Genomic DNA, 18,193 nt, shown 5'->3' on the forward strand with positions numbered 1-18,193 from the left:
AGGCCGTAGACTTCCGATTTGCAGGAGTTGTCTCCTATCAGGAGGCGATAAGCGGCATATGCATTCTATTGCGTATAATTATCGACGAAAGCCTTGTATATGCATTTTAATGCAGATATACGCCGTGCTAAACCTATCTGATTGCACTATATTGCAGTTCTACGCGTAGTTTTGACGATATATGCGCATTAAATTGCAGGTGTGACACGTGCTCAAACTGACTGTGCAGATCTATACCGAAGGGGAATGGCAGGACGCGATGCTGCTGACGTTCGACGCTCCACAGCAGGGCTTCGAGAGTCGCTGCAGTTTTGGCTACGACCAACGCTATCTGGTGGAGCATCTCGACGATTTCGCCACGCCCTTCGCAAAGGCTGTGAGTGCACGGCTTCCTTTGCAATGGGAAGGCGGCCGGACACAAGGTGCCCCGGCTTTTCTCCATGACATTGCGCCAGCGGGGGCCGCCAGGCGTTTTCTCATGGCACATATAGGCCAGGCCAAACCGGACGACATCAGTGCAGAGCTGTTTCTACTGATGCGCAGCACGCCTGCGCCTGTCGGTCATATGCGGATCAAAGAGTCGGTTGCCGCATTGGACAGTCGGTCACCCATGGGCTTTGCGCGGCAGGAAGTTATCCAGCGGGACCATCGGTTCCTGGAGTATGCCTACGAACAGGGCGCGGCCATTGGTGGCGCCACTGGGGCCGGCGGGGAAGCGCCGAAGTTGTTGCTGACAGAAAATCAGGACGGCCTACTGTTCCCGGATGCCGTGCTGGAAGACGCGCAAGCCCGGCAGCACTGGTTCGTAAAGTTTGCGCGAAACAAAGGCACGCAACTTGACCAGGATATTCTGCGTAGCGAATACCACTACTACAAAGCCTTGCAGGCCCTGGGTATCGACACGGTAGCGACGCAGGGACTGGCCTTGGAAGAGGCCAGCAAGCCCAGTCTGTGGATGCAGCGTTTCGATAGGCACGTTGGCAACCAGGGCGTTGAGCGCCATGCAGTGGAATCCATCTACTCAGTGGCTGGCGTGACTGTGCCTGGAAGCGCCATGGCGCATCGTGAGGTTGTCGAGCTGCTGGTTGATTTATGGAAGGTCGCCGGACAATCCCATGACGTGCCGGCCCTGGTGGCGGAGTACCTCAAGCGTGACCTGTTGAACAAGATTCTGGGCAACTCGGACAACCACGGTCGCAACACCTCGATCATTCGCCAGGCTGATACCTTGCGGCTCGCCCCTATCTATGACCTGGCGCCCATGGTGATGGACGACGAAGGGGTCACGCGCACCACCAAATGGCCGAGAGAGCTGGAGCGGGCGGGGGAGGTGGACTGGCTGGGTGTGTGTCACCTGCTGGCTGACCTGGCCGACCCTCATAAGCTGTTTGATGACCTCAGGGACGCCGCGCAGCAACTGTGCGCCTTGCCCGACATCCTGAGCGCCAATGGCCTGCCGGCCGTGACAATGAACCATCCCGGTATAGCCTTGAAGAACTTGCCGCAGCGCCTGCAAGAATGGGGACTGACATGAGCCTGACCATTGAAGAGCGCACCCAGCTGATCGACAGCATCCAGGCTGCATTGGCTGACGGTACGCTGGAAATCGGCGAAGCCGTGCGTCGCCTGCGCACCGAAGTCACCGGTCTGCATCAAAGCCAGTTTGCCAGGATGTGCAAAATCTCCGTGCGAACCCTGGTGCATATCGAACACGGTGAAGGCAATCAGACCCTCAAGTCGTTGAATGCCGTGTTCAAACCGTTCGGCATGCAAATGGGCGTGGTCAAGCTGCGTCGGCAGTGGCGCTGAGCTTCAGCCGCGACGCACGTACCCCTTGCCATAATGGCGCTCCATCCGAGCCTGGATCAGCTCCAGGCCCAGCGACAACACCCAGTAGATAATCGCCGCCGTGGTCAGCATTTCGATATAGCGGTAGCTGGAACGGCCATAGGACTGGGCCAGGAACATCACTTCCCAGACACCCATCACCGAGATCAGCGACGAATCCTTGAGCATCGAGATGAACTGGTTGGTGGCCGGCGGGATAATGGTGCGCATTGCCTGGGGCAGGGTCACGTGCCAGAAGATCGCGCTGTCGCGCATGCCCAAGGCAAGTGCGGCTTCGCGCTGACCGTGGGCGACGCCGAGGATGCCGGCGCGGAAGATTTCGCTCAAGTAGGCGCCGTAGTTCAGCGAGAGCGCGATGATCCCGGCGACGATGGCGCCAGGCACCAGGCCCAGTTGGGGCAGGCCGAGGTAGATCAGCAGGATCTGGATCAGCAGCGGCGTGCCGCGAAAGAATGACGCGTAGAAACTCGCGATCCCGAACGCTACCGCGCTTTTCGACAGGCGTCCCAGTGCCGTGACAAACCCCAGCACCGAAGAAATCCCGATCGAACACAGGCACAAAAACAGCGTCAGCGCCGCACCTTGCAGGAAACCGTTGGGTGCCAGGTGCAGGCCCATCAGGTTGGGCAGCTTGTCCAGAATGATCGAGAACTTCAGGTCAAAGCTCAGGAAGAAGCTGGCGAACAGGCAGAACAGTGCGGCCCAGGTCAGGTAGAGCCGGGTCCGGAAACCGAAGAGCCGCTGCCATCGCGACTCACTGACCGGCGGTTTGGGCGGTGTGGGGAACGCAGTCATTGGCTGATGTCGGCGCCGATCCATTTTTGCGACAGCTTGCTCAGGGTGCCGTCCTGTTTCAACTCGGCGAAGACTGCACGCACCTTGCTGTCCCACTGCGGGTCGCCTTTTTCGATGGCCACCGAATTGGGTTCCGAATACAGCGGCTCGCCAGCCAGCTTGAAGCGCTTGTCCTGCGTGAGGCGCGGTTGGGCGGTGACCAGGTTGGTGAGGATTGCATCCAGGCGCACCCCGGCGCCCAGGCCGAGATCCTGGAAGGCCACGTTGTCGGTGTCGTAGGGGGCGATCTGCACTTGCTCGAAGGGGTACTGCAACTGCGTGTCTTCTGCGCCTTCGATCACCAGGTTCTTGTTCAGGTAGCTCTCATAGCTGGAGGCGCTGGTGAGGCCGACTTTCTTGCCGCTCAGGTCCTTGGCGCCGTGGATGCTGTCATCCTTGGCGTTGACCACGATCACCGCCGGCGAGGCGTAGTACTCCACCGGGAAATCGAACACTTCGGCGCGGGCCTTGCTCGGGGTCATGGAGCAGATGCAGATGTCATAGCGGCCGCTCCAGCGGCCGGCCGCGATCACGTCCCAGGAAGGGGTTTCCAGGCGCAGCTTCACACCCAGTTTCTGCGCCACGGCCTTGGCCACATCCACATCGAAACCGTCGAGCTGGTTCTGGTCGTTGAGAAACGAGAACGGCGGGTAGCTTTCCATCAGCACGCCGATCAGTTCTTTGTTTTTCTCGACCCGGTCCAGCGTGGCACCGCCGAAGGCTTGTGTCGAAGCAGCCAGGATCGTCAGGCCCAGGGCCAGCAGCGGTTTAAGTTTCACGAGGAGACACCTTTGAAAAAAGAGTTGTTATAAACAGAATTCAACGTATTAAATAGTTATAAGAACGACTCTCATAGTGAGTTATTTTCATAAGCTTATGAGTAAAAAGCATATGGCCACAGCAACAGTGATTCTCGACGGCGGCATGGGCCGTGAACTGCAACGCCGTGGTGCGCCGTTTCGGCAGCCGGAATGGTCGGCGTTGGCCTTGAGCGAAGCGCCGCAAGCGGTGGAAGCGGTGCATGCGGCGTATATCGACAGCGGTGCCAATGTCATCACCAGCAATAGCTACGCGGTGGTGCCTTTCCATATCGGCGAAGAACGCTTCGCTGCAGAAGGCCAGGCATTGGCGGCGCTGGCCGGCGAGCTGGCGCGACGGGCGGTGGACGCATCCGGCAAGGCGGTGCGTGTGGCGGGCTCACTGCCGCCGCTGTTCGGTTCGTATCGCCCCGATCTGTTCGAGCCACAGCGCGTCAGCGAATTGTTGACCCCCTTGGTGCAAGGTCTCGCGCCGTTTGTCGACCTGTGGCTGGCCGAAACTCAGAGTTCGATTGCCGAAGCGCGTGCGATTCACGCCGGTTTACCACAGGACGGCAAGCCGTTCTGGCTGTCGTTTACCCTCAAGGACGAAGACACCGACGAGGTGCCTCGCCTGCGCTCCGGCGAACCGGTTGCGGATGCGGCCGAAGCGGCGGCCCAGTTGGGTGTACAAGTACTGCTGTTTAACTGCAGCCAGCCGGAAGTGATCGGTGATGCCATTGATGCCGCGCGCCAGACGTTCGAGCGCTTGGGCGTACAGATTGACGTGGGCGCCTACGCCAACGCCTTTCCGCCGCAGCCTGAGGAAGCCACGGCTAACGATGGCCTGGACCCCTTGCGTGAAGATCTGGACCCGCCGGGTTACTTGCATTGGGCAGCGGACTGGCAGGCTCGCGGCGCCAGCCACCTGGGTGGATGCTGTGGGATCGGGCCGGAGCATATTGCGGTGTTGGCCCAGAAACTGAGGTAGTTGAACCACACCTATCTAAATGTGGGAGCAGGCAAGCCAGCTCCCACAGAAGATTTGTGGTGTTTTAGAGGGTCAGGCCCGGCACTCTGCCAAGGTCTTCAACTGGCCCGACGCTGTCTGGTTCGACTCCGACAGCCACTGTTTGAATCCCGCTTCAATCGCTTGCCATTCGCCGTCGATGATCGAATACCACGCCGTATCCCGGTTCTGCCCCTTCACCACCATGTGCTGGCGGAAAACCCCCTCAAAACTAAACCCCAGCCGCTCGGCCGCATACCGGGAACGGGCGTTGCCGTTGTTGCACTTCCACTCCAGCCGACGATAGCCCTGGTCGAACGCATACCTGGCCAGCAGGTAGACCGCCTCGGTGCTTTTGGGCGAGCGCTGCATGGGCGCGCCGAAGGTAACGTGGCCGATCTCGATACGGCCCTGGGCCGGGACGATGGACATCAGGCTGAGGATGCCTTGCACGTCGCCGCTGGCGCGGTCGATCACGCTGAAGAAGTACGGGTCGCTATGGGTGGCGTGGTTGTTCAGCCACGCGTCGAACGCGGCGCGCTCGGTAAAGGGTCCGTAAGGCAAGTAGTCCCACAGCTTGGGATCGGCGCCGGGGCCTTCGAGGGCTTGCCACAAGCCATCGGCGTGGCGCGCGGGGTCGAGTTTTTCCAGGCGGATAAAACGCCCTTCAAGCAGTTCAACGGTTGGCGCCGGCGCGCCTTTCCAGTTGGCGGGGGAAGTGGGCATGCTGCGCTCCTTAAAGACCTTTGCGAAATTGGATGAGACCTGGGCGTTCGGCGATGCGCTCGTAGAGTTGAATCGCGGTGGCGTTGGTTTCGTGGGTCAGCCAGTGCACTTTGCAGCACCCATCGGCCTTGGCGGTGGTGTAGACGAATTCGATCAATTTTCGCCCAACGCCCGTGCCGCGCTGGGCCGCATCCACCAACAGATCCTGCAGGTAACAGGAGTTCTCGATGCTCCAATTGGAGCGGTGGTAGATGAAATTGACCATGCCCACCGCCTTGCCGTCCTGCCAGGCCAGCGCCGAATGGGTTGGCTCACTGGCATCGATCAGGCGCTGCCAGGTGCTTTGGCTCACGGCGTCCGGCAGCTCGGTGTTGTAGAACTTCAGGTACGCCTGCCACAGCGGCAACCAGGCGGCATGGTCGGTGGCGGTGACTGGGCGGATCTCGATCTGGCTCATGCTGACGCTCCTGGAGGAATAAGACGCGCGACGGCCTGGTCGCGCGCATCGGTGCTGGCGGCCAGGCCTTCGCGCACGCCGGCGATATCGGCCGGGCTGCGGTTCTGGCTGAGTTTGCGTTTGCCGAGCAGGCGCTCGATCGGCAGGGCGAAGCCGACGATGGCCTTGAGCATGCCTTCAATGTAGTCCGCCGGGGCGTCGCTGACTTTCCAGGGCTGCGCGCGGCTGCCTTCATGGCGGTCGGTGAGCGCGGTGACCACGCCGAGCAACCGCTGCGCGTCGCTGAACACCTCGGCTTTGCCGTAGGCGTGCACGGCGATGTAATTCCACGTCGGCACTACCTTGCCGTGCTCGGCCTTGGCCGGGTAGAACGCCGGGCTGATGTAAGCGTCGGCCCCGGCAAAGATCACCAAGGCCTCGCTGCCGTTTTGCAGGTCCCTCCATTGCGGATTGGCCTTGGCCAAATGCCCGTAAAGGGTGCCGTTAGGGCCTTCATCGGGATTGAGCAGCAACGGTAAATGGCTCGCTTGCAAGCCTTGCTCGCCGAGGGTGACCAATTGCGCCAGGCGAGTGTGCTGGATCAGTTGCTGCAATTGGGGCAAATCATCGAGGGCGAAAGCGCGGGGTGTGTACATGGAAATAGTCCTTGGCGAATACCTGCATCCTAGGCAGGCTAATGGCCTGTTGTAAGAGCCATCTGGCACCCATTTGATAGGTCCAATATGCCGCCCGTGTCGCCGCCACTCTCCTTCAACCCCGCCGGTATTGAGCTGGATCGCCGTCAGGGCCTGACGCGCCAGCTGTATCACGCCCTACGCCAGCGCGTGCTGGATGGGCGGCTGGTGAGCGGCACGCGCTTGCCCGCCAGCCGCGATTTGGCGGTGACCCTGTCGATCTCGCGCAACAGCGTCGTGCGCGCCTACGATCAGCTGTACGCCGAAGGGTTTATCGAAAGCCGGGTGGGCGATGGCACTTACGTAGCCAAGCTACCCGACGCAAAAAAACTATCCACAAAAGTATCCACAGGGTTTTCAACAGGCTTATCCCCAGCCTTATCCACAAATTGGTCGGATTTACCGGTCAAATCGCCAGACGAAGTTATCCACAGCCCGGCCTTGGGCCGCCTGGAAACTAACCATCTGCCTGCACCGCCGAACGGGCCACCACGGGCGTTTCGAGTCGGTGTACCGGCGTTCGATCTCTTCCCGTTTGAGGTATGGGCCAAGCTCAGTGGGGCTTTCTGGCGTAAACCTGACTTGGCGAAACTCTGTTACGGCGACCCGGCGGGAGATGATCGCTTGCGCGGCATGATCGCCGCCTACCTGCGCAGCTCGCGCGGCATGCAGTGTTCGGCTGAGCAAATTGTGATCACCAGCGGCGCGCAGCAGGCCATCAGCCTTTGTGCACAGCTGCTCGTAGAGCCCGGCCAGGGCGTGGCTGTGGAAAATCCCGGCTACCGCGCCGCAGGCCATGCGTTCGCGCTGGCGGGCGGGCGATTGCACGGTGTGCCGGTGGACGCCGGGGGCCTTGATTGCCACGTGCTCAATAGCCTGCAGGATTGCCGTGTGGCCTACGTTACGCCTTCGCATCAATACCCGTTGGGCGTAGTGATGAGCCTGGCGCGGCGCCTGGAATTGCTGGCCTGGGCCGAGCGCACGCAGGGTTGGGTCATCGAGGACGATTACGACGGAGAGTACCGCTACAGTGGCGCGCCTCTGTCGCCGCTGGCTGCGCTGGATCGCAACGGGCGAGTGCTCTACGTCGGCACCTTCGGCAAGGTGGCGTTTCCAGCATTGCGCCTGGGCTACCTGGTGCTGCCTCCGGGTCTGGTGGGCGCCTTCGCCCGGCGTCGCGCGGTCGACATGCGTCACTCCGAGGTAAGTACCCAGGCGGTGATGGCCGAGTTCATGGCCAGCGGACATTTCCAGCGGCACATCCGCCGCATGCGCCGTGCCGCCTTGAGTCGGCGCAATGCGCTGCTGGCCGGTTGGCCACGCGGGCTGGAAGAGGTGGGCGAATTGCCCAATGTCACGGCCGGGCTGCATTTGACCGTACGTGTGAACAGCCTGGCCCGCGAACGGCAGTTGCTTGCACAGGCCTACGCGGCGGATGTAGAGATCAACGGCTTGAGTAGTTACTGGCTGACGCATTCAACCACACCGATGGATCAGCGCGCCGGGCTGGTGCTGGGTTTCGCCGCCGTGCCTGAAGTTGATATTGGCGCAGCGCTGGCGCGGTTGCGCCAGGCTTGGCAATGCTGATCAGGTCCCTGATCAGGTCCCTGATCGAGTCTTGGATTTTTCGAAAAACAACGCCTGGGCTTGTCTGAGGCTGATCTCACTGCGGTAAAACGCGACTTGCTGCGCGGTGGTCAACCCTTTGGGCGCATCGGCCGCTGCACCCAAGCTGCGTTCTGCCGGGGTTTTCAAGCGTGCCGAGAGGTACGCCTTGGCCGGCGTCCAATCCGTGCTGTAGTGGAAATGCGCGTACCAGAGTACTTCCTGGGTCTGGTGGTCGCTGAGGGTGTACTCGTCCAGATAATCGGGAGTAGCGCTTTTCAGGCGGCGCCGGTTGATCGTTTTCTCGATCGTGATTGCGTCGTGGTTTTTCAGCCACTCCACGCCAGCTACGGTCGGCGGATGCTGTTTGAGCGCGGTCGACACGTACTGGTTGGCGCGCTGGTAGAGGTCGGTAACGGCCTGGCTCAACGCCGTGCGAACCTCGCTCGCCGCGGGCGTGTCGGAGACGTTGCTCTTGGTCAGCGCGCTCTCGATGGCGGCGACGGCCCTTTCCAGTCGGCTGGCATGCTGATGGTAGAGCAGCTCAATCCCGAAGGGCGTGCGCTCCGGCCGCTCGGCGCGGGTCGAGGCGCGTTCCAGAAAGGCCGGCAACTCGTCGAGCAAGGCCTGGCCGTCGGCGATGCGCGCTTGCAGGTCGATCGGCGTGGTGCTCGGCGTCGGGATCCTGACGCGCTCCACCCAAATTCCTTTGGGCTTTTCGTGGAAGGTGGCGAGCACCTGGTGGGTGAGCGGCGAACGAATCTCCACCAGCCAGGTTTGCGTTGACAGATCCTCCAGACGCGGCTCACCGACCAATTGCCCGTTGTAGCGGGTCTTGATGAATTTGCGTGCCGGACTCGGCGGTGTGGGCGGCGGCGTGGGGCGTCTTTTTAAAATGTCGCGCTCGGCGCTGAGCAGGCCCAACTGGGCGGCGGCACGATGGCGGAAGGTCTTGAGATGGTCGCGCAGTTCCTGGAGCTGACTGTCGATGGCCTGTTCGGAAAACTCCGCAGGGAAGTCCTGCAAGCGTTCATCCAGCAGCTGAAACTGTTCCACCAGGCTGCTCAAGGTGTCGATGCGTTCGTCCAGGCGCGACTCGTTCTGATCGCGCAAGGTGTCACGCAGACACTGGATGGCGATTTCTCCTGTGGTCACGATTTGGTCGATAGCGGTCCACGCGCCGGGCTGGGTGGCGAGTGTGCTTTGCGGCAGGCACAGATTGCGTGCCACGGCGACCTGCAAGGCCTTTAGGTCCTCGCTGCTGTAGGCGGGCAACGCGCCCTGGGTGGTGCGGATCAGACGCGCGCCGTCGTTGGCCAGTTTGCGCAATTCATCGAAGCGCGTTTGCATGTAGGTCAGGTGCTGGATCATTTCCTTGTTCAGCGTATTCAATTTGCGCGAATTCTCGATGTCACGCTGGCGCGGCGACTGCTCCTGGCGCTCGATCTGCTCCAGACCTGCGCGCAGCAGCGGCGTGAATTCGACCAGGGTTTGCTGGATGCCGGCTTTGGTCAGTTCGGTCTGGGCCTTGAGGTAGGCGAGGGCCTTTTGCGGGTAGTCCGGGGTGGGTGCATGCACGCTCAGTTCCTTGAGCTTTTCCAGGGCGCCTTCATAGTCCGCGCATTGCTCGCGCAGTGTCTGCAAATAGGTGGCCTGGGCCGAGGTGGATGGGCCAGCGGCGGCGTGCTGCGCCTGCAGCAATTGCTGTTGGGCGGTTTTCTTCGCACGTTCGAACTCGCTGAGTTCTTTGCGCAATTGCTCGGCGCGCTGCTGCGCGAGGTCGCGAGCCTTTTTTGCCAGGAACTTGGGGCCGCCGCCGCGCAGGCGCAAGCGCGTGTCGATGAACCACTGGCCCTCACGGTTGTGAATCAGCAGCGGCCCTGTGCGTTCCGGCGTGGTGGCGTCTACGATCATCACCGCATCGTTGTCATCCACCTGTACCTGAAACCAGCGCTCGTCCACCGGGGCGTAATAACGCTCGCCGCTGCGGTAGAGATATTGATGGGGGCCTTCGCTGGCAATGGCCTCGCTGAGTGCAGCGGGTTTGTCGACTTTGAAACGGTTCAGCACTACCGACAGGCGTACCGGTGTGCGGCTGACGGCACCAAGAGTGTGCAGCGGCTGGCCATGGTCTGAGGACAGTGCCGCGCTGGTGATGTCGGCGACTTTGCTGACCACCGGCTTGGCCGGCGCAGGTGGGCGCGGCGCGGGTTTTTGCGCAGGCTCTTCGCTCAGCTGACGGCGCGGCGCGTTGCGGGCCACACTGTGCAGCGCGATGGCCATTCCCAAGTTCAAGAGCAGGTCGGCGAGTGCCGCCTGGGGCGACTGTTGGTCGGGGTGTTGCTCGGCATCGGCGATTTGTTGCAGGTCGTCCATGATTTGCCAGATCCACGCCGCAATGCCCACCGTGCGCCCAAGGAACGGCAGCGCCGCGTTGAAAATCAGCCAGCCGGCCCGCTTGAACGTGGCCCAGCGCGCCTCGGCATTCGATACCGATTGGCGATCGGCCAGGGTCACCAACGCGTTGGCGTTGGCCTTGTACAGATCGGCGGGCACGTCCTCCAACACCGTGCCGCCCAGTTTAAGCGGCCCGCTCAAGACGATCAGCTTGGCCGGGTCCACCAGGAAATCCACTGCGATCCAGGGCGACGGTAATGGGCCAGGGAACACGTAGCGTTCGTAGTCGCTGCGGGCGCTGTCGGGCAGCCAGGCCAGCACCGAATCGCGCAGGCTGTTCGATTGTGCGATGGCATAGAGCGCATTGGCGGGGGACGGGTATTGGGTCAGCGGCTGGTCCAGCAACGGCCGGTAGAGCAGGCACGGTCCGGCGTTCATGGCCTGTGGGCCAATGATGAACATGTTCTCGACCTCATCCGGCGTGGCGTCCGGGCGGCGCGTGGGCACAAAGGCCAGTGGGCGAATGACAACGGCCTGGCCGTCTACCTGGCGGTCGGAGGGTTCTTCCTGCAAGGCGGCGATCACATAGCGGTAGCCGCGCTCATCTACCCCGGCCTGGCCGCGGAGCTTGTATTGCAAGGCCATCAGCGGCAATTGGATGCGCAAATGCTGGCAATACAGCTGCTGGCGGCGTGCGGATTCCTGCGGGTTATCCAATAGTTTTTCTCGGATCAGCGCCGGGTACGCCGCACCGATGTCGGCACGGGTAATCAGGCTTTTCAGATAATCAATGGTGAGCCAGTCCGGCAGCGCCTGGGCGGTTCTCTGGCGTAGGGATTCGATGCCTACGGGCAACGCAATCAGGTTTTGCAGGGCCAGCGCCGGCAGGCTGAAGACTTGGGTGTCGATCTGCCCCGGCACCGCGAAGGCGCCCCATACCACTGGGCTCTGGATCTGGATCTCAAGGCCATCAAAGACGCGCGGCGAGGCTTGGGGGTGATCCTTGAGCATTTCGGCGTTGAGGCGGGTTATGGCAAATTGCTCGATTGGCTCGATGCCATCGTCGTAGCTGATGTTCTGGTTCTGGCTGTGCAGTGCCGCCAGGTCCTTAAGATGCCTTGAGTAGGCGCTCAGGTCCGAGTCGCTGGCCGAGCTCAGCCATTTCGGCAGGGCCTGGCGAAGCCATTGAAGGTCGGGACCGTCGCCCTTGGCCTGGCCGTTCGGTGGCATCGCCAGGGCGGCGTGGTTATTGCCGCCGCGCAGGTCGGAAAAGTCCATGGAGCCGATGGCGTCAATCTGCAGGCTTATCATGGTGCAGGCCAACTGATCGAAGAAATCCCCCTCGGGCTCCACCAGCCGCCATTGCACCTTCCGGTGCGGGATGGCCGTGTCTACCAGCAACGGCAAGTCGTTGCCCAGTGCTTCGAGTCTAGCGTACTTCTTGTAGCCCAACAGCAACGAGTGAATCAGGATCACCGGGTGCCCGGCCTGGTTGCCGATCAGCACGCTTATCAAATGCTCGTTGAGGTGATGCGCGTGCTCGGCGGCGTCGATACGGTCGATGTCGACCAAGTAGGCGCGCGTGGCGTAGGGGTCGGCGGCCTGGCGGTCGAACACGTCGGGCGCCTGGTATAACTGGCGGGCCATGCGGCAGTCTTCGGCGGTCCAGCCGTCGACGCTCTGCACGTTCCAGTAGTCGCGCAGCACGCTGGACAGCGCCTGCCAACGTGGGCCGCTGTCGCCGTCGAGCTGGTTCCAGTAATTGAGTTGGGTTTGCTGGTAACCGCGCAGCATCACCGGGGCCAGGGTGTTGAGCATCCCGGCGATGTCGAGAATGCTCACCTGCAGGTGCACTGGCGGTTCTGCGATGGGCAGTTGCGTGAGGAAGTGCTCGCCCTCGATGTACAGCGCGGGCACCGCCAGTACGGCCTGCACTGCCAAAATATCGGTGAGCGCCTGATAGCTCGGCGGGCGGGCCACCACCTGGTCATCGACGATTTCCCAGGTGGGCGTGCCGACCATGGCGATATTGGGGTCGATATCCAGCAGCGGGTAGCGCTCCTGCAACTGTTCGCGCAGCAACACCGCCGCGACTTCGCGAAAAGCCGGTCCGGTGGACAGTTGAGTGATGAGGGCCGAAGTAAGGGTGGCGCGATGAGGGGTGTGAGGCGAGGGCATGAGCAATCCTGACGGGCATAAAAAATGGCAACGACCCGGAGCGTCCGGGTGTTGCCATCCTAGAAAGCGCGTCGCCCCCTGGGCGGTGCTTATTTAGGCGTCAGCGCAGCTCGCCGCACAGGTCCAGTTCGACCAGGCGGCGAACTTCATCGGCGTCGAGCCCGGCGCCGAGCAGTGCGTGGAGTTTGCCGAACGCAGCTTCACGGGTCATGCCGCCGCCGGACAACACGCCGACGCCACGCAAGCGGCTGCCGGCTTCGTAGATGTCCAGCTCAACGCCGCCTTCATGGCATTGAGTAATGGCGACCACCACCACGCCCAGCGCCTGCGCCCTTTGCAAGCTGGCGAGAAACGCGGGGTTGTCGCTCGGCCCGGTGCCGCTGCCAAAACATTCGAGGATCAGCGCCTGGAGGCCATTGTCGAGCAATGCGTTCAGCAGCCCGGCATCGAAGCCGGGTACCAGGGGTAGCACGCCGACATTCGCCAGGCCCTTGGGTTGACGGTAGTGCAGGGCCGCCGGGATCAGGTCGGCCTGGTTCACGCCGCCATTGCGCTGCAACGCCGCAAACGGGTGGCGACCGAAACTGCGGATCTTCGCGCAGCGGGTCGGCGCCATCAGCGCGCCGTGGAAGTACAGCTGCACGCCCGATACCAGGCCTTCACCCAGCGCGGTCAGCGCACCGCTGACGTTTTCCCAGGCATCGCTGTCGGGTACGCCGGCCGGCAACATGGAACCTGTGAACACCACCGGCGCCGGCAGGCCCAGCAGTTGGAAACTCATGGCCGCCGCGCTGTAGGCCAGGGTGTCGGTGCCGTGCAGAATCAGCACGCCGTCGCAGCCTTGGTCCACCGCATCGATCACCGCCGCGTGCAGGCGCTGCCAATAGGCCGGAGTCATGTTGGCGCTGTCGATCAGCGGGGCCATCTCCTGGAAGCGCCACGCTGGCACTGGCTGGTCGGCCAGCTGTTCGCGCATGCGCGCCTCGAAGCCGGACGCGGGGGCCAGGCCGTTGGCGCTGGCCTGCATGCCGATGGTGCCGCCGGTGTAGAGCACCATGACGTTGTTGGCTGATTGCATCGAAGAATCTCCTGAACGAAAAACGCCGCACGGCCCCGAGCATGCCCAAGGTCGTGCGGCGTGTCATCTCACTACGCTTAGCGTTGCACTTGAGGGCTCAGCTCAGCGGTTGCAGCGGCGTCCGGTTTCACCGGATTGGCCGGCCAGGCCGTGCGGTCCAGGTCCAGGTCAGGGAACTGGCTGGAGTCGAACACCGGGGTCTTGATGCCCGCCGCACGCTGGTTGTCGTAGTCATTCAGGATGCGCATGGCGATCTTGAACAGGAACGCCAGGGCGAACAGGTTGACGAACGCCAACAGGGTCATGGTGATGTCGGCGAAGGCGAACACAGTGCTCAGGTTCTCGATCGAACCCCAAAATATCAGCACCAGCACCAATGCGCGGTAGCCCATCAGCACCTTGCGGTTGTTGCCGACCAAAAAGCGCAGGTTGCTCTCGCCCAAGTAGTAGTTGTACATGATCGAGGTGAACACGAACAACGCCAGGGCCACCGAGATGAACATGCGGCCCCAGTCACCGACCACGGCGGCCAGCGAGTTCTGGGTCAGGGCAATGCCGTCGCCTTCAAAACCCGGCGTGTAGAAACCGGAAAGCAGAATCAGCAACGCGGTGCAGGTGCAGATCACGAAGGTGTCGAGGAACACGCTGAACGCCTGCACCACGCCTTGGGCGATCGGGTGTTCCACCGACGCCACGGCCGCCACGTTCGGCGCGCTGCCCAGTCCGGCTTCGTTGGCGAACACGCCGCGCTTCACACCCATGATGATCGCGCTGCCTACCAGGCCACCGAAGGCCTGATCGAGGCCGAACGCGCTCTTGACGATGGTCGCGAGCATGGCCGGTACGTGGTCGAATTGCAGCACGATCACGTACAGGGTCACGGCGATATAGACCAGGGTCTTGACCGGCACCAGCAGGTCGGCGATCGAGGCGATGCGCTTGATCCCGCCGATAAACACCAGGCCCAGCAGCACCGCCAGCGCAAGGCCCGTGTAGGTGGTGTCCAGGCCAAAGGCGTTGTTCAGCGAGTGGGTCACGGCGTGGGCTTGCAGGCCGTTGAAGGCAAAGCCGAAGGTCACCAGCAGCAGGAATGCCATGACCATACCCAGCCAGCGCTTGTGCAAACCGTGCTGGATGTAATAGGCCGGGCCGCCACGGTAGGTGCCTTCCACGTCGGTGCGTTTGTAGAGCTGGCCGAGGGAACATTCGATAAAGCTCGACGACATGCCCACCAATGCGGTGACCCACATCCAGAACACGGCGCCCGGGCCACCCAGGGTCACGGCGATGCCGACACCGGCAATGTTGCCGGCACCGACGCGGCCGGCCAGGCTGAGCATCAGCGCCTGGAATGAACTGAGCTGGCCGGCGCTGCTTTTGAGGCTGTCGCGGAACACCGAAAACATGTGGAAAAAGTGACGCAATTGAACGAAACGCGAGCGAATCGTGAAATAACCGCCGAGCCCGACAATGAGCACGATCAGTACTTTCCCTGAGAGGAAGTCGTTGATGACTTCGAGCATGGAGTGTTCCTCGCTGATTTTTCTAATGGCAAACGCAGGCGGGTTCGGCTCCGTCGCATCGCACCAGGCAGTGCACGACAGTTCGACCCCAATCCTTTTGCGGGTTGTTATTCATGCGGTTTCGCGTTGTATCCCGGGCCTCGTTACCGACGGCCGCGCACGCGAAGAGGGGCGGCACTATACCTAGGCGAACGTCATCCGTCTGCCCGGGCTGATTAAAGGTTTCACCAAAATCCTATGGCTACACCCGTTGACTGTGGGAGCCGGGCTTGCCCGCGATGGCGGTGTGACAGGCAACAATGCTGTCGCTGACCCACCGCCATCGCGGGCAAGCCCGGCTCCCACAGGGTTTCTGCGATGTTCGGTCGAGCGTGTTTCCAAGTTAAAAAAAAGGGCCTGAAGAACGAGCCTTCAGGCCCTCAAAAGGTTGAGAGGTGTCTAGTCCCTCAGCCTGGTGAGCGGTGCAACAAACGCTTAGGCCTTCAACGGGACCAAACGTGGGGCAATCATATTTTCGGGGCGCAGGATGTCGTCGAGCATGGCGTCGTCGAGCAAGCCTTCTTCGCGCACCAGTTCCAGCACGCCGCGGCCGCTTTCAAGGGCGATCCGCGCGATGCGGGTGGCGTTTTCATAGCCGATGTACGGGTTCAGGGCGGTCACCAGGCCGATGGAGTGTTCCACCAGCTCACGGCAGCGCGCTTCGTTGGCGGTGATGCCTACGATGCAGTGTTCGCGCAGCATGTCCATGGCGCGTTGCAGCAGGCGGATCGAGTCGAAGATCTTGAAGGCGATCAGCGGCTCCATCACGTTCAACTGCAGTTGGCCGCCTTCGGCTGCCATGGTCAGGGCCAGGTCGTTACCGATGACCTGGAACGCTACCTGGTTGACGGCTTCCGGAATCACCGGGTTGACCTTGCCGGGCATGATCGAGCTGCCTGGCTGACGCGCCGGCAGGTTGATCTCGTTGATTCCGGTGCGTGGGCCGCTGGACAGCAGGCGCAGGTCGTTGCAGATCTTCGACAGTTTCACCGCGGTACGCTTGAGCATGCCGGAGAACAGCACGAAGGCGCCCATGTCGGAGGTGGCTTCGATCAGGTCGGCCGCCGGTACCAGCGGCTGGCCGCTGATGGTGGCCAGGCGTTGTACGGCCAGGGCCTGGTAACGCGGGTCGGCGTTGATGCCGGTGCCGATGGCGGTGCCGCCCAGGTTTACTTCGGTGAGCAGCTCCGGCGCCAGGGTTTTGAGGCGTGCCAGGTCTTCGCTCAGGGTGGTGGCGAAGGCGCGGAATTCCTGGCCGAGGGTCATCGGCACGGCATCCTGCAATTGGGTGCGGCCCATTTTCAGCACATGGCCGAACTCGACGCCCTTGGCGGCGAAGGCCTGGATCAGGCTGTCGAGGCTGGCCAGCAGCGCGTCATGGCCCAGCAGCAGACCCAGGCGGATCGCGGTCGGATAGGCGTCGTTGGTCGACTGCGCCATGTTCACGTCGTTGTTGGGGTGCAGGTACTGGTATTCGCCCTTCTGGTGGCCCATGGCCTCCAGCGCGATGTTGGCGATGACTTCGTTGGCATTCATGTTGGTTGAAGTGCCGGCGCCGCCTTGAATCATGTCCACCACGAACTCTTCGTGGAAATCGCCGCGGATCAGGCGGGCACAGGCTTCGCTGATGGCAGCGTGCTTGGCTTCGCTGAGCTGGCCCAACTCGCGGTTGGCGTCAGCCGCCGCTTGCTTGACCATGGCCAGGCCGACCACCAATTTCGGGTAATGCGAAATCGGAACGCCCGAGAGGCGAAAGTTATTCACCGCTCGCAGGGTCTGGATGCCGTAATACGCTTGGGCAGGTACTTCGAGTACGCCAAGCAGGTCTTTTTCTGTGCGGAAAGATGCAGCGGAGGACATGACGGAAATCATCTCGATAAGGACCCGGAACTGGCCGGAACGCTGCGAATGCTAGGCGTATGGGAGTTTTTGGGCCAATGCTGTTAAACACTGGCCTATGCACAAACGGCATAATGCAGGTGTGACCCAGCTATGATGGCGGGCGTGCGTGCCAAAATGGTGCGTACCCTTGGGAGGATGTGATGAACCTTGAGAGCAAATGGCTGGAAGACTTCAGCGCCCTGGCGGCCACGCGCAGCTTTTCCCAGGCGGCGGAGCGGCGTTTTGTCACCCAGCCGGCGTTCAGCCGACGCATCCGCAGCCTCGAAGCCGCGTTGGGCCTGACGTTGGTCAACCGCTCGCGTACACCGGTGGAGTTGACCGCAGCGGGGCAATTGTTCCTGGTCACTGCACGCACCGTGGTCGAACAGCTCGGTGAAGTGCTGCGCCATTTGCATCATCTGGAAGGCGGGCAGGGCGAGGTCATGCAAGTGGCGGCCGCCCACTCCCTGGCGCTGGGCTTCTTCCCCCGTTGGATCGCGCAACTGCGCAACGAAGGTTTGAACATCGCCACGCGGCTGGTCGCCACTAACGTGGGTGACGCCGTGCACGCCTTGCGTGAAGGCGGCTGCGACCTGATGCTGGCGTTCTACGACCCGGATGCGGCCATGCAAATGGACGCCGAGATCTTCCCGTCGCTGCACTTGGGTAACACCGAAATGCTCCCGGTGTGCGCGGCCGATGCCGATGGCAAGCCGCTGTTCGACCTGGAAGGCGAGGGCAGTGTGCCGCTGCTGGCTTATAGCGCGGGTGCGTTCCTGGGCCGCTCGGTGAACCTGTTGCTGCGCCAACGTGCACTGCGCTTTACCACCGTGTATGAAACCGCCATGGCCGACAGCCTCAAGAGCATGGCTTTGGAAGGGCTGGGCATCGCCTGGGTGCCGCAGTTGAGCGTGCGGGCCGAATTGGCCCGTGGCGAGCTGGTGGTGTGCGGTGGGCCGCAATGGCATGTGCCGTTGGAGATCCGCCTGTATCGCTGTGCGTTGGTGCGCAAGGCGAATGTGCGGCTGTTGTGGCGCAAGCTGGAAGGTGGCGCGGCGCAAGGCACTTGAAAACGATGAAGATCAAAATGTGGGAGCGGGCTTGCTCGCGAAAGCGGTGTGTCAGTCAACTCATTTGTGATTGTTAC

The 18,193-nt window shown here is 62.0% G+C and carries 14 protein-coding genes; 5 read left to right on the forward strand and 9 right to left on the reverse strand.

Features of this window, described 5'->3' with window-relative positions:
- Positions 1-208 precede the first annotated feature (208 nt).
- Complete coding sequence (locus ACLH0H_RS09420) at positions 209-1,534, forward strand: type II toxin-antitoxin system HipA family toxin (RefSeq protein ID WP_411381812.1); 1,326 nt, start codon at positions 209-211, stop codon at positions 1,532-1,534.
- Positions 1,531-1,809, forward strand: a complete 279-nt coding sequence (locus ACLH0H_RS09425; protein ID WP_411381813.1) for a helix-turn-helix domain-containing protein — start codon at positions 1,531-1,533, stop codon at positions 1,807-1,809. Before ACLH0H_RS09420 ends, ACLH0H_RS09425 begins: the two co-directional genes overlap by 4 nt.
- A 3-nt stretch (positions 1,810-1,812) precedes the next feature.
- Here the strand turns inward: ACLH0H_RS09425 and ACLH0H_RS09430 are convergent, their stop codons facing one another.
- Positions 1,813-2,643 carry an amino acid ABC transporter permease gene (locus ACLH0H_RS09430; protein ID WP_411381814.1) on the reverse strand — a complete coding sequence of 277 codons (831 nt, stop codon included), beginning with the start codon at positions 2,641-2,643 and terminating at the stop codon, positions 1,813-1,815.
- Positions 2,640-3,461, reverse strand: a complete 822-nt coding sequence (locus ACLH0H_RS09435; RefSeq protein ID WP_411381815.1) for an ABC transporter substrate-binding protein — start codon at positions 3,459-3,461, stop codon at positions 2,640-2,642. The genes ACLH0H_RS09430 and ACLH0H_RS09435 overlap by 4 nt, the downstream gene beginning before the upstream one ends.
- Before the next feature lie 112 nt (positions 3,462-3,573).
- Between ACLH0H_RS09435 and ACLH0H_RS09440 the strand changes: the two genes are divergently transcribed.
- Positions 3,574-4,470, forward strand: a complete 897-nt coding sequence (locus tag ACLH0H_RS09440; RefSeq protein ID WP_411381816.1) for a homocysteine S-methyltransferase family protein — start codon at positions 3,574-3,576, stop codon at positions 4,468-4,470.
- Positions 4,471-4,542: 72 nt separating this feature from the next.
- Here ACLH0H_RS09440 and ACLH0H_RS09445 read toward each other — a convergent pair whose 3' ends face one another.
- Genes ACLH0H_RS09445 through ACLH0H_RS09455 form a run of 3 tightly spaced genes read right to left on the reverse strand, consistent with a single transcriptional unit; the run spans position 4,543 to position 6,306 of the window.
- Positions 4,543-5,214: a GNAT family N-acetyltransferase gene (locus ACLH0H_RS09445; protein ID WP_411381817.1), complete on the reverse strand. Its 672-nt coding sequence runs from the start codon at positions 5,212-5,214 to the stop codon at positions 4,543-4,545.
- A 10-nt stretch (positions 5,215-5,224) separates the two neighbouring features.
- Positions 5,225-5,671: an N-acetyltransferase family protein gene (locus ACLH0H_RS09450; RefSeq protein ID WP_411381818.1), complete on the reverse strand. Its 447-nt coding sequence runs from the start codon at positions 5,669-5,671 to the stop codon at positions 5,225-5,227.
- Positions 5,668-6,306, reverse strand: a complete 639-nt coding sequence (locus ACLH0H_RS09455) for an FMN-binding negative transcriptional regulator (protein WP_411381819.1) — start codon at positions 6,304-6,306, stop codon at positions 5,668-5,670. Before ACLH0H_RS09455 ends, ACLH0H_RS09450 begins: the two co-directional genes overlap by 4 nt.
- Positions 6,307-6,393: 87 nt before the next feature.
- Here ACLH0H_RS09455 and ACLH0H_RS09460 point away from each other — a divergent pair, with 87 nt between their 5' ends.
- Positions 6,394-7,932: a PLP-dependent aminotransferase family protein gene (locus tag ACLH0H_RS09460; protein WP_411381820.1), complete on the forward strand. Its 1,539-nt coding sequence runs from the start codon at positions 6,394-6,396 to the stop codon at positions 7,930-7,932.
- A 12-nt stretch (positions 7,933-7,944) separates the two neighbouring features.
- Here ACLH0H_RS09460 and ACLH0H_RS09465 read toward each other — a convergent pair whose 3' ends face one another.
- The 4 genes from ACLH0H_RS09465 to aspA all read right to left on the reverse strand — a co-directional run bounded on the left by ACLH0H_RS09465 (position 7,945) and on the right by aspA (position 17,025).
- Positions 7,945-12,525: a hypothetical protein gene (locus tag ACLH0H_RS09465; protein ID WP_411381821.1), complete on the reverse strand. Its 4,581-nt coding sequence runs from the start codon at positions 12,523-12,525 to the stop codon at positions 7,945-7,947.
- 100 nt (positions 12,526-12,625) lie between these two features.
- Positions 12,626-13,603 (reverse strand): asparaginase, encoded by a 978-nt coding sequence (locus ACLH0H_RS09470; protein WP_411381822.1) that lies wholly within the window; start codon positions 13,601-13,603, stop codon positions 12,626-12,628.
- Positions 13,604-13,680: 77 nt separating this feature from the next.
- Positions 13,681-15,126: an alanine/glycine:cation symporter family protein gene (locus ACLH0H_RS09475; RefSeq protein ID WP_411381823.1), complete on the reverse strand. Its 1,446-nt coding sequence runs from the start codon at positions 15,124-15,126 to the stop codon at positions 13,681-13,683.
- A gap of 474 nt (positions 15,127-15,600) precedes the next feature.
- The gene (gene aspA / locus ACLH0H_RS09480; protein WP_032884466.1) at positions 15,601-17,025 is read right to left on the reverse strand and encodes an aspartate ammonia-lyase; all 1,425 of its coding nucleotides are present in this window, start codon (positions 17,023-17,025) and stop codon (positions 15,601-15,603) included.
- Between the two features lie 182 nt (positions 17,026-17,207).
- Between aspA and ACLH0H_RS09485 the strand changes: the two genes are divergently transcribed.
- Complete coding sequence (locus ACLH0H_RS09485; RefSeq protein ID WP_076952091.1) at positions 17,208-18,116, forward strand: LysR substrate-binding domain-containing protein; 909 nt, start codon at positions 17,208-17,210, stop codon at positions 18,114-18,116.
- Positions 18,117-18,193 lie beyond the last annotated feature (77 nt).

It is taken from the genome of Pseudomonas sp. MPB26, assembly GCF_046605355.1.
Classification (GTDB): Bacteria; Pseudomonadota; Gammaproteobacteria; order Pseudomonadales; family Pseudomonadaceae; genus Aquipseudomonas; species Aquipseudomonas cedrina.